This window comes from Psychrobacter sp. Pi2-51 (assembly GCF_904846665.1).
Taxonomy (GTDB): domain Bacteria; phylum Pseudomonadota; class Gammaproteobacteria; order Pseudomonadales; family Moraxellaceae; genus Psychrobacter; species Psychrobacter glaciei.
Map to the genome: position 1 here is coordinate 61,126 of NZ_CAJHBP010000015.1, position 13,135 is coordinate 74,260.

General features: G+C 43.9%; 6 protein-coding genes. 2 read left to right on the plus strand and 4 right to left on the minus strand.

Annotation, left to right across the window (positions count from 1 at the left end; genetic code table 11):
• Positions 1-37: 37 nt before the first annotated feature.
• On the minus strand, positions 38-502 hold the full coding sequence (locus JMY08_RS09310) for a hypothetical protein (protein WP_201593019.1): 465 nt from the start codon (positions 500-502) through the stop codon (positions 38-40).
• A gap of 24 nt (positions 503-526) precedes the next feature.
• Positions 527-1,945 (minus strand): 3-isopropylmalate dehydratase large subunit, encoded by a 1,419-nt coding sequence (gene leuC, locus JMY08_RS09315; RefSeq protein ID WP_201593020.1) that lies wholly within the window; start codon positions 1,943-1,945, stop codon positions 527-529.
• Positions 1,946-2,412: 467 nt separating this feature from the next.
• Between leuC and JMY08_RS09320 the strand changes: the two genes are divergently transcribed.
• On the plus strand, positions 2,413-3,285 hold the full coding sequence (locus tag JMY08_RS09320; protein ID WP_201593021.1) for a LysR family transcriptional regulator: 873 nt from the start codon (positions 2,413-2,415) through the stop codon (positions 3,283-3,285).
• 524 nt (positions 3,286-3,809) lie between these two features.
• Positions 3,810-5,309: a sodium/proline symporter PutP gene (gene putP / locus JMY08_RS09325; protein ID WP_201593022.1), complete on the plus strand. Its 1,500-nt coding sequence runs from the start codon at positions 3,810-3,812 to the stop codon at positions 5,307-5,309.
• A gap of 150 nt (positions 5,310-5,459) precedes the next feature.
• Here putP and JMY08_RS09330 read toward each other — a convergent pair whose 3' ends face one another.
• Positions 5,460-7,013, minus strand: coding sequence for a surface lipoprotein assembly modifier (locus JMY08_RS09330; RefSeq protein ID WP_201593023.1), 1,554 nt, complete (start codon positions 7,011-7,013; stop codon positions 5,460-5,462).
• Positions 7,014-7,139: 126 nt separating this feature from the next.
• The gene (locus JMY08_RS09335) at positions 7,140-12,839 is read right to left on the minus strand and encodes a transferrin-binding protein-like solute binding protein (protein WP_201593024.1); all 5,700 of its coding nucleotides are present in this window, start codon (positions 12,837-12,839) and stop codon (positions 7,140-7,142) included.
• Between the last annotated feature and the right edge of the window lie 296 nt (positions 12,840-13,135).

Here is a 13,135-nt window from a genome sequence, read left to right on the forward strand (position 1 = left end):
TAAAATATCGATTACTAACGTAAAATTTTCTGGTTGCTTAATACAGCTCAAAAGAGCGTGCCATTTGCTTGACTATCTTAGTCATCCTACCCGTTTCATTTTTGGAATAGTTCAGGTGTAGGACAGCTTCCTTACCGTCATCAACCTTAATAACATGATAGAAAACTTGACCGTTTTCTCTGTAGCCGCTTACTGTATAGGTGTTATCTTTTAAAAGCTCGTAAGTAACTGTGGTATCTGTCTTATATCGATGTTGCTTCTCTTTCAGATAATCGCTATCTGTATAAAAGAAGACATTTGGTGTATAACTGCCAAAGATTAAAATATCGGCATTGGAATTGGACAACTTAAAATGGCGTCCATCTCCATTATCTGCCTCGGGTAGCCATTTTAATTGGTCAGGCACATCGACACAGTAGGCAAATTTTGCATTACAGTATTCAAGAGCCATCGCTAACTGAGCGCTGCTCAATAAGCAAAATAAAATAAACAGCCTTTTCATTTTTATGCTCTTAGAAATGTAAAGTTAAAACGTGCGCACATCTACAAAGTGTCCTGCCAATGCGGCGGCGGCGGCCATTGCTGGACTGACCAAATGCGTACGACCACCATTACCTTGACGACCTTCGAAGTTACGGTTAGAGGTTGAGGCACAATGCTCTTGTGGCTCAAGCTTATCGGCATTCATGGCAAGGCACATCGAGCAACCCGGCTCACGCCACTCAAAACCCGCATCAGTAAATAAGGTATTCAGACCTTCTGCTTCGGCTTGTAGTTTAACTTGACCAGAACCCGCCACAACGATGGCTTCTTTAATATTGTCCGCGACTTTACGACCTTTAATCACGGCGGCGGCATCGCGCAAATCTTCGATACGCGAATTGGTACACGAACCAATAAAGATACGATCAAGCTGGATGTCAGTGATTTTTTGGCCAGCATCTAAACCCATATAGGTATAGGCACGTAACCAGCCTTCTTCTTGCGCTTCATCGGCGGCTTGATCAGGCGTCGGTACTGACTGTGTGATATCAACAACCATTTCAGGAGAGGTTCCCCAAGAGACTTGTGGCGCTATTTGACTACCATCCAGCTCAACCACCGTATCAAATACTGCGTCATCATCTGAATACAAGGTACGCCAGTAAGCTTCCGCTTGCTCCCACTGCTCAGTGGTTGGTGCATAAGGACGGCCTTTGACGTAATCAATGGTCGTGCCATCGACCGCGACCATACCAACGCGAGCACCCGCTTCGATGGCCATGTTACAGACGGTCATGCGACCTTCCATACTCATGTCTTCAAAGACTTGCCCTGCAAATTCAATGGCATGCCCTGTCCCGCCAGCGGTACCAATTTTGGCAATAATAGCAAGTACCACATCTTTTGAGGTTACGCCAGCGCCAAGCTTACCCGTGACACGGATTTGCATATTTTTTGATTTCTTTTGAATCAAACACTGCGTTGCCAACACATGCTCGACTTCTGATGTACCGATACCATGCGCCAAACAGCCAAGTGCACCGTGGGTTGCAGTATGCGAATCACCACAAACCACGGTCATACCAGGTAAAACCAAACCTTGCTCAGGACCAACCACATGCAAGATACCTTGACGGGCATCATTGATGGTAAATTCAGCAATATCAAACTTAGTGCAATTGTCATCTAAGGTGAGTACTTGTAAGCGCGACACTTTATCCTTGATACCTGCGACGCCTTCTAAACGCTCCTTGGTCACCGTTGGCACATTGTGATCAGGGCTAGCGATGTTAGCCGACAGACGCCATGGCGCTCTATTGGCCAGATCCAGACCTTCAAAGGCTTGTGGACTCGTTACTTCATGCAGTAGATGGCGGTCGATATAAATCAGGCTCGAACCATCATCACGCTTGGTGACTTCGTGAGCATTCCAAAGTTTGTCATATAACGTTTGACCGGCCATGTTGCTATCCTTTATTAGTTGCTAATCACTGAATCTATTTACCCGCTCACACAACAGCCAGCGAGGTTTTTATTGAAATTTTTATCTAATTAACACTTTTATTTACAGACATGCATTTTATTTATAAAGTGGCGTTATGTTACTGACGCCTTTCATAATAAACTTACTATTTATCAAAAATATTTTTTACAGATCATACTTATTAAATTGGTCTATCACACATCTATATCAACACCAATTGATGAGTTTTCAGGTAAATTGGTAAAACTGGCCATCAATACAGGCGTTGGACGGCTAATTACCAAGTTAATAGAATAAATACGTCTTGATACCTTGTGATTATAGCAGGCTAATCCTATAATAATAATTGATGATTTTTACGTAGTCGCAAACTTTTATTTCTAATACATTGTGACTAGGTCAGCCAACTTTTATTTATAGCTCGCTACGCAGCTAAGGACATCGGTTTGAATACCACGAATTTGACGACATTCGTCACTGTTATGCACACAGGCAGCATCTCAGGCGCAGCAGAAAAGCTTTTTATTACCCAGCCTGCCGTCAGTAAGCGCATCAAAAATTTAGAAGATGAATTTAATATTACGTTGTTTGATACGGTCGGTCGCGGTATTGTGCCGACTCAAGCCGCTAGTGAAATGCTGCCGCACGCCAAGCGCTGGCTCGACGATTATGAGAACTTCAAAATCAATTTACAACACTCTCAGCACATTGTGTCGGGTAAATTGGTCATTGGCACCAGCCACCATATTGGCTTGCATCATTTGGCTCCTGTGCTCAAGCACTTTATTCAAGCCTATCCTGCGGTGCAGTTAGAAGTTCATTTTGTCGACTCTGAAACGGCGCACAAGGCGGTGTTAGATGGTGACTTATCATTAGCATTCCTAACGTTGCCACCTGTCTACGATAAGCGTTTGACGTATCACACGCTTTGGTCAGACCCACTCTACTTTATGACCGGTACATTATCGCCTTTAGCGACCAAAGCCAATGTCACTTTAGAGCAATTGGCTCGCTATCCTGCTATTTTGCCCTCTGCCAATACTTTTACCAGCCAAATTACCTTAGCTGAGTTTGCCAAGCATAATCTAAAACCTTACGCCACCATGAGTACCAACCCACTTGAGTCCATTCGGATGTTGGTTTCTGTTGGCCTAGGATGGTCAGTATTGCCTCAAACCCTAGTCAGTCAAGATTTAGAGCGTATCAATATGGCAGATAATATTGAGCTACAGCGTTACCTCGGTGTGGTTATCAATCCAAAGCTGACTCGCTCTAGTAGCGTGTCTGCCTTATTAGACTTGCTTGCCCCAATTGATTAAACGGCTTTTAGTAAGTATCAAATAATGGTTTAAAACCTTTATTGGCTTTGTATAAAGCCTTACGTTACAAAGCCAAGCTCAGTTGTTCGCATTTTTAACAGCCATACGTTATAATGCGTTTGGCTTTGTTTTTTATAACATAAATTTACCAGAATAACACTGATAGTCATATTTTGAAGACTTCGAGTAATATATGATGGTAAACAGTAGGTTTAATGGTTTTAAATGATTGATTATATAAGTGAGTAGCATTTGTAAAAAACTAGCAGATAAGGGCGATAGACAAGATTGTGATTAAGCTACGCTTGTTGTCCTCTAATCACTATTTTATGAATATTACTTTTAAAACAGTATCAATCATATAAAACTAACAGAAAATACTGATTAAAAGTCAAAAGCCATTATGTCCTACTTAATGGCTTTTTTTGTCTTTAAATATTGTTTATAAACATCATCTTGTGATGACTTAATTTTATATAGTTAAAAATAATTACAGCCAACAACGTTGGTTAAGGACAGTTTATATGAATGGGATTTCTAGTGGCGTGCTGATATCGTTGGGCGCCTACTTCTTAGTGATGATTGGGATTGGCATTTACGCTTATTTTAAGCAAGCCAATGATACTGAAGGCTACATGTTGGGAGGACGTAATTTAGGTCCCGCAGTCACTGCATTATCAGCAGGGGCGTCGGACATGTCAGGTTGGTTACTCCTTGGCCTACCAGGCTATATGTATGCCGATGGTGTCGTAAGTATGTGGATCGCACTTGGTTTGACACTAGGTGCCTTATTGAACTATATCATTGTGGCACCGCGCCTTCGCGTTTATACCGAAGTCGCTGACAACGCGATTACCTTGCCTGACTATTTCGCCAACCGCTTTGAAGATAAATCGCACATGCTGCGTGTCATATCAGCAATCGTTATCATCTTATTTTTCACCGTTTATACCGCTGCAAGTCTAGTAGGTGGTGGTAAACTCTTCGAAAGCTCACTCAACTTATCATATAGCACGGGTCTTTGGGTGACTGCTGGTGTCGTCGTTGCCTATACCCTATTCGGTGGTTTCTTAGCGGTATCGATGACTGACTTTGTACAGGGCGTCATCATGTTATTTGCAATGGTGATCGTACCAGTTGTTGCCTTTACAGATCTTGGCGGTATATCAGCAACGACTGAAGCCGTTCGAAACATTGATCCAAGTTTATTAAATGTCACCAGTGGCATGACTATCATTGGTATTATCTCATTAATGGCATGGGGGCTTGGCTACTTTGGTCAACCACATATCATCGTTCGTTTTATGGCGATACGTTCAGTTAAAGACGTACCAATGGCACGTAATATCGGTATGAGCTGGATGGTTGTCAGCTTAATTGGTTCTTTAATGACAGGTTTTGCTGGTCGTGCTTATGTACAAAAAACCGCAATGACCTTGGATGATCCTGAGACCATATTCTTAGTCTTTACACAGTTTTTATTCACACCGCTGGTTTCAGGGTTTTTATTAGCCGCTATTTTAGCTGCGATTATGAGTACCATTTCATCGCAGCTATTGGTGGTATCAAGCTCGCTGACTAAAGATGTCTACAAGCTATTCTTCGATAAAGATGCTCCTGAAGCACGCCAAGTACTAGTGGGTCGTATCTCAGTTGTAGCGGTAGCCCTCGTATCTATCTTGCTCGCCTCTGATCCCGATAGCTCAGTATTGAGCTTAGTTTCTAACGCTTGGGCAGGATTTGGTGCAGCATTCGGACCCTTGGTTATCTTCAGCCTAATCTGGCGCGGTATGAACCGTAACGGTGCGGTCGCTGGTATGGTAATTGGTGCCTTAACTGTTATCCTGTGGATCTATGGTCCTTTCGAGATGAATGGTATGGCATTAAATAGCTGGTTATATGCTATCGTTCCAGGCTTCATCTTAAGTACCATTGCTATCTTCGCGGTTAGTATTATGACTGGCGGTCCAAAACCTTCAGTAACTGCTAAGTTTGAAGAAATGGAACTGAACCTTAATAAATAAGTAAATAATCTTATCACTATCAAAAAAACCTCGCCATGATTGGCGAGGTTTTTTATTATGAGCAATTATATTAGGGTGTGTTCTAATTTTAAGAATAGAAATGGAAATGAATACATGCCCTAGCTAAATACATGCCCTAGCTATAAGGTATTAAAAGGTCTTGGTTAACAATATGGTTGCCGACTTCTCGTCGCGATCATCATAATAATCAAAGTTACTGGAAGTCTGATCATAATCAAATACCAGTCGCGGTGTCAGACCATATAGAGTCAAGTCACGCTTCCAGACTTGTAGCCCCAATGATGTCGTCTTATCCTCTCTTGTCGAGCCAACTTTACCACCGACAGCATTGTAGTAACCATTTAGAGCACCGCTACCCGCTGGATAAGCATCCGCTGGATCATCGTACTCTTTTACAGCGTAGCCCGCTGTCGTTAGGGTAGAAATACCTCGCTTCCACTCACGACCCCAACCAACGTTTACAGAGTTGCGGTCATAGCTGATAATGCTAGATTTGGGTACGTCGTTTTGATAATTACCAAGACCACCATAAAAGTATTCTTTGGCATCTTTAATATAGAATGCATTTAGACCCAAAAACTGTCCGTCAGTCTCGCGGTTTTTATTGTCGTCGTCTTCAAACGTTTCTTTAGATAAAATGCCAGTCGCTGATAGCTTTAGCTTAGGTTTTACCCAGCGAGAACCACTAACAGTGACGCCTTTGCGTAGACTATATGGCTCTTCATCATAGTATCGTTTCGTCACAAATGGCGTGAGAGAGATATCATTTTTGGCATCATCATAACCGACACCAGCAGAAGCCGTGAATAAATAGTCGTTATAGTCAGTCTCATCCCAATAGCCTTTTAGTGAGGCATTACCACCCACCGTGGCATAAAAGTTATCGGGTAAATTAAAGCGTTTGTTTGCACTGGCTGATACTTGGATACCATTGGCTGACTTCTGCTCAACTGAGTTGCCTAATTGAGATTGGATAGTCTTTGATGGCGCATCATTGATATTATCATCTTTGACGTAGCTGGCAGAGGCATCAAAACGCCAGTTTTCGAGACTGTTTATCTGAGCCAATGAGCCTTGAACCCTAGCCATAACAGGTGCCGGTAAGTCGACTGATTGTAGCTTTAAGAATTGGTCTTTCGCGGCGGCATACTGTTTGTCTGCTTGCAGAGCCAATGCCATATTCAGGCGTACTGGGTGGAAGTCTGGGTCTGCCGCTAGCATATTACGATAGATGGCGATGGCTTGCTTGTTTTTAGCTTCACTACGATATACGAGTGCATCAGCAAAATTAATAAGCATCGGGTCATTGGTTTCTAGTGCTTTATAATGCGGCAATAATTCTTTGACGGTTACCATATCCTGTGCAGCCAACGCATCGTTTAAATACTTACTAAATGCTGCTGGATTGGCTTTTAAGGCTTCTAAATTGTAAGCGGTGGCGGCAGCAAGTTGCTGACGACTTCTGATAGCACGTTGAGCCTCTGTATCTGAGACTACGGTAGAAGGTGCTGTAGGGTCTGATACAGCGGTTTGGTTCTCACGCTTGAGGAGTTCGGCAGCTTGGTCAAGCTCTGGTTCTATCTCTTCTAATATGGGCTCTGCTGCCATAACCGATAGAGGAAAAGCCATTATAGATAGCAGAATTGAAGCTGTTAAAGGTTTACGTATATATCGATTGTTCATAGGTATCCTTACCAAATTACGATCTGTAAATTTCCAAACTTAATTATCCTAAGGGATTTTGATGGTTTAAGCGAGAGAAAAAGCGCCCCAGGACGCTTTTTCTTTACTCTATATAGTCACAGCGATTTATTGCTTTTCAGCACCAAAGGTTCCTTGGAATTTGGTACCTGTTCCAGCAACATCACCGCTACCACCTGGTACTGAAGCATCTTGATAAATACCCCCTAAGAACTGAGCTTCTTTACCGTAAAAACCGCCAGCAGTGTCAATGCCATTTTTATTGCCAGCAAAGGTGTTTCCTGTAATATCGGCATCGATTTTTATTTCGTTGCCAGCTGGCATGTACTTATAGCCCGTACCAGTAAATGAGAGCGTACCATCCACTGAGCCATTAACGAAGTCGACATTGAAAGCAGAAGTCCCATTGACTGGGGCGGTAGATGCATTGTCAGCCAAATGAATGTTTTCAATATAAGTTGCCATACCTTGGTATTGCGCCTTACCTGCGTTAACATTCTTAAGACTTTCCATACCTGCTTGAGAAGTTAAATAACCTTCTACATAGACATTAGCAGCGCGTGAGACATCTCCTGCAATTGAGTTTAAATTGCCATAAACATGACCGACTTGCATCTGTGAATCAAAGTTCTTGTAGACAGCGTTATATTGGTAAGTCGGATTCAAACTACCTCTACCTGCTTCAACTTTCTGCTCACCATTTGCAGCCGTCAAATTGACAGTGATAGGCTCTAATACAGTATCTGGCTTGACCATGTCGGCAAGCACTTTGCCTTTACTGAAGCTAGTAAAGTTATCACCTTTACGATTATCTACTGGCACCTCAGAACCATTTTCTATTTTTAGTTCAGTCCAAGCCGATTTATCGTCGCGAATTTCAACATAGCCGATAGCATTATCAAGCTGACCTTGACCCAGTGGTAGCGTTTTCTCTTTACTGCTCAGCGCCGTAGATTGGAATCCAGTCATTTTAGATTCTGTTGGGTCAGGCACTACTTCAACTGTTGGATCTATTTTAGAAGCACCATAAGTACCTTTGATATAGTTATCTTTAGTCTCTCTTTCGTAGACACCGCCTAGTAGGCTAGCACCTTTACCGTAGAAACCACCGACAGTATTGACAGCAGCACCTTGCTCACTAGCAAAGGTATTATTGGAGATAGTCGCATTGATATCAACCTGCTTGTCAGCAAATTCCAGCTCGCCTTTCACTGATTTGGCGACAAAGTCAACATCGAACTTAGAAGTACCATCGACTGCGATTTTTCCACCTTCTGCATAGGTGGCCACCCCTTCATAATTGGCCTTACCTTCATTTACGTTGGCTAATTTGTCCATATCACCAAGGTTAGTAGCATTACCTTGGACATAAGTATTAGACAAATGGCTCTTATACAATATGCCATTTTTGATGTCACCTTCTAAATGTCCAATCTGCATTTGGTTATCAAAGTTTTTATACACTGAAGAGTAATTCATATCTCGCTTGTGAATAGTCCCCCCCAAACGACCTTCAAATGACGTGCTGCCTTTGTGCTCTTTAAAACCGTTATTACCTGTACCATAAGTGTTGTCAGCAGCGCCATCATTTGCGCCTCTTAACTTCACATCAATTGGTTTTAGGGAAGCTCTGCCATCAACTTCGTTAGCATAAACCTTCAATTGGTTATAGCTATTGGAGTTGTTGTCAAAAATTCCGTCATCAGAGCCTACAGAAGTACTTTGGAAACCCGATACTCTTGAATCTGGAGCCGTAAATTTATTAGCGGCTTCTAACGCTTCAGCTTCTGCAGCCTCTGCTCTCGCTATGGCTTCATCTCTTGCTGCTTCAGCGCTCACTTTAGCATTTAAAGCTTCAGTTTTAGCATTCTCTGCTTCAATCTTAGCTGCTTCTGCCACAGCTTTGGCGCTCTCTGCTACTGCTTGAGCCTGCAGTGCTTTTTCTTTAGCCTCTTTTTGTGCTTGAGCATCCCCTACTGCTTTTTCAGCCACTTTTTCAGCCGAAATTTGAGCCTGTTCCGCAGCCATTTGAGCCGTTTGCGCAGCAATTCGGGCAGCGTCGGCTGTAGAAGCAGCTTCTAATGCAGCGTTTTCTGCAGCTTCGGCGGCTTCAGCACGAGCCAATGCAGCAGCAAGACCACCATCTCCTGTACCAGCATTTGCTAAAGCTTCTTCAGCCGCCACCAAGGCTTCTTGCGCCTTGGTAGCATCAGCTTTGGCTTTGTCTGCAGCAGCTTGGGCATTGGCAGCTTGGGCATTGGCATTAGCGATAGCAGCTTGCGCCTTATCAGCATCAGCTTGCGCCTTTTCAGCTGCTTTTTCTGCTGCGGTTTGTTTGTCACTCTTTGCACCATAAGTACCTTGAGCGCCTTTACCTTCGTAGACACCGCCTAGATACTGCGCGTCACCACCAAAGAATCCACCTTCAGTGTTATATCCGGCATTGTCAGCAGCAGTACCTGAGAACTGATTACCATTGATACCCGCTGTTAGACCAATCTTACCGGCTTTATCGAAGGTGAGATCGCCTTTAACGTTTTGAGCGACAAAGTCTGCGGTAAATACTGATTTACCGAATTCGATGTCATTACCGATACCCAGCTTGCGATACGTGGCATCTCCTGTGTAGCCAACTTTACCTTCCGTCGGCATATTCGCCGCTTGGGTGGCATTACCAACGACAGCTACGCCATTTACAGGAATGTCAGTGCCTTGTAGGTTTGCTGCACCATCAATATGACCGACGCGCATGTCATTACCATAGTCTTTATAGACTGAGGTGTATTCTAATGGCAACTCACCTAAAGCTGTTGTGATAGAAGTATTGTCATCATGGCTCTTGAAACCGTTGGCAAGCTCGGTATCTCCTTCACCTGAAATATTAACGTCAACTTTGGGCAGTAGATCTCCAGAAGCTACGTCAGCGCGAGCTATGACATTATTTTCACCAATTTCAAAATCACGTGTCGTTACTACAAAATCGGGAAGACCGGCAACTGATGTACCAACGTTGATAGATTGAGCACCAGACTTCTCCGCTTCAGGAGCATTCTTGATCTTAGCTGCTGCTAAGGCATCTTCAGCCGCTTGTTGGGCAGATTGGGCAGCAGCGAATTGAGCGGCGGCAGCAGCGGCGGCTTGTGCTTGAGCTTGCTCGGTAGCAATGATTTTAGCATTCGCCGCGTCAAGGGCGGCTTGGCGACGGTCTACTTCTGCTTGCAGGGCTTCGGTGTTACCACCACCTGAAGCTAAGGCATCTGCCAGTGCTTTTTCGGCTGCGGCTAAGTCGGCCTGTGCTGTTACCAACTCACCTTTAGCTTTATCAGCCTCTGCTTGGGCAGCAGCGGCTTTTTGTTTTTCAGTTTGGGCTTGAGCTTGAGCATCTGCAGCCTGTTGATTAGCAAGGTCTGTTTTGGCATTGGCTGCTTTCACTGCTATGTCGGCTTTGGCTTTAGCTTCCGCTGCTTCTGTTTTAGCTTTAGCTTCTGCAGCTTTAGCAGTGTTAGCATCAATCTCAGCTTTATCCGCTCGTACTTTAGCATCGGCTACTTGTTGGTTGGCTGCGGCTACTTTTTTATCCGCTTCAACTTTGGCCTCACCAACAGCTTTATCTGCTGCATCTTTCGCAGCTTTGGCAGCTGTTTCTGCAGCTATTTTTGCAATCTCGGCAGCGGCTCTGGCATTTTTTGCAGTCTCAGCGGCTTCTAATGCAGCTTCTTCTGCGGCTTCAGCGGCGGCGGCACGTTCTAGAGCGGCTGCTAGCTGATTTTCACCATTACCAGCATTTGCTAAAGCTTCTTCAGCAGCCACCAAGGCTTCTTGCGCCTTAGTAGCATCAGCTTTGGCTTTGTCTGCAACAGCTTGGGCAGCAGCAGCTTGCGCCTGAGCGGCAGCGGTTTCCGCTTGAGCTGTTTTAACATCAGCTTGCGCCTTGTCAGCTGCTTTTTCTGCTGCGGTTTGTTTGTCACTCTTTGCACCATAAGTACCTTGAGCGCCTTTACCTTCGTAGACACCGCCTAGATACTGCGCGTCACCACCAAAGAATCCACCTTCAGTGTTATATCCGGCATTGTCAGCAGCAGTACCTGAGAACTGATTACCATTGATACCCGCTGTTAGACCAATCTTACCGGCTTTATCGAAGGTGAGATCGCCTTTAACGTTTTGAGCGACAAAGTCTGCGGTAAATACTGATTTACCGAATTCGATGTCATTACCGATACCCAGCTTGCGATACGTGGCATCTCCTGTGTAACCAACTTTACCTTCGGTCGGCATGTTGGCAGCTTGGGTAGCATTACCGACTACTGCAACGCCATTCACTGGTAGCTTATTTGCACCAAGAGCTGCTGCACCATCAATGTGACCGATGCGCATGTCATCGCCAAAGTCTTTATAGGTTGAGGTATAAGTTAGTGGCAGTACACCAAGGGCGGTTGTAATATCAGTGCTGTCATCGTGAGATTTAAATCCGTTTTGTAAGTTGGTGTCATTCGTACCAGAGGTGGTGATATTGACGATTGGTAATAGACCACCTGAGGCAGTGTCTGCTCGAGCTTCAACACTGTTTGCGGTAGTATTAAAGTCACGACTAGTAGCGATAAAGGCGTTAGGTAAGCCAGCAGCTGATGGGTCGATGTTCAATGACTGAACACCTGATTTAGTGGCTTCAGGCGCATTCTTGATGGCTGCTGCTGCCAATGCGGCTTCGGCAGCTTGTTGGGCTTGCTGAGCAGCAGCGACTTGAGCGGCGGCAGCTTGTTGAGCAGCTTGAGCAACAGCTTGGGCCTCTTGGGCTTGAGCTTGGGCTTGCTCTGCTAATTTTGCTTTGCGCTCGGCTTCTTTCTGTAAAGCTTCCGAACCACCACCATTTGCTAGAACTTCTTCTAAAGCTTGTTCTGCTTCTAATTTAGCAGCTTCGGCTTTAGCACGAGCGGTTTCTGCAGCTACAGTTGCTTTTTCTGCTTCTGTTTTAGCTTCTTCTGCTGCTTTTGCCTTTGCTTCCGCGGTCACTTTGGCATTGGCTTCTTGTTTGGCTTTCTCCGCTTCTATTTTTGCGATAGCTTCAGCCGCTTTTACTCTTGCTTCTGCAGCCTCTATCGCAGTCTTCGCTCTGATCTCTGCTTCTTTAGCTTTGTCTTCTGCGACTTTTACTTTTTCTACTGCTTCTGCGGCAGCTTTTTTAGCCAAGTCAACTTGTGATTTAGAGGCTTTTGCGGCTGCTTCAATTTTAGCTACAGCTTCTGCTCTTGCTGCTTCTGCTGCGATTTTAGCTTCTGCCGCTTCTGCTTTAGCAGCGGCAACAGCTTTAGATGATTCTACTTTAAATGTCTCTTCAGCGGTTTTAAGTGCATCTTGAGCAGTTTGTGCCGCTTTTTTAGCAGCATTTATTTCTGATTTTGATGCATTTTCTAAAGCATCAATTTTTTCTTGTGCATCTTTTTTCGCTGTATCTAGTGCTTTTGTAGCTTCTGCCAATTTAGTTTGTGCAATTTTTGTCTGACTCTCTGCAATTACCGCTTTAGCTTCTGCATCTTTGGCTCTAGCCTCTGCTGCTTTGATAGCTGCTGTATCATCACCAGTTTCACCGCCACCAGTTTCTCCACCACCAGTTTCTCCACCACCAGTTTCTCCATCTTCCACCCCTGGTAAAACAGGGGTTGGTTTTGGAGCAATAGAGTTATCTCCTCCACTCGTTGAACATGAGGCTAGGATCATAGCAGTCAAAAGAACAACACTAGCTTTGAGCGGGGTATTTAATTTTTTTGCTGTTGATACAGCCAAGATTGAATGACGGTCAAGTGGCATTCGAATTCCTCCATGAAAGTTTTATGAATATTCCGTTAAACATAACTTTTATCTACTAACGCGTATAGATAAACAAATTACATACAAAAAGTCAATAAATAAAAATGGAATAATGTCCACTGTAACTTTTAGTTACTAATTAATATCTATTAAATAGAATATATAGGAATCATGAAGAAGGTTGAATGTATGTACATGACTATTGCTTTACTAATATTAGGTGTAATGGACAAAATTCATGCTAGAGATTAGAAGGTAGTCGCTAATGGACAAAATTCATGCTATTTGAGTGTCTT

Excerpts from the sequence above, each read along its gene's own strand:
- JMY08_RS09310 (WP_201593019.1), bottom strand. The coding sequence starts at position 502 with ATGAAAAGGCTGTTTATTTTATTTTGCTTATTGAGCAGCGCTCAGTTA.
- leuC (WP_201593020.1), bottom strand. The coding sequence starts at position 1,945 with ATGGCCGGTCAAACGTTATATGACAAACTTTGGAATGCTCACGAAGTC.
- putP (WP_201593022.1), top strand. The coding sequence starts at position 3,810 with ATGAATGGGATTTCTAGTGGCGTGCTGATATCGTTGGGCGCCTACTTC.
- JMY08_RS09330 (WP_201593023.1), bottom strand. The coding sequence starts at position 7,013 with ATGAACAATCGATATATACGTAAACCTTTAACAGCTTCAATTCTGCTA.
- JMY08_RS09335 (WP_201593024.1), bottom strand. The coding sequence starts at position 12,839 with ATGCCACTTGACCGTCATTCAATCTTGGCTGTATCAACAGCAAAAAAA.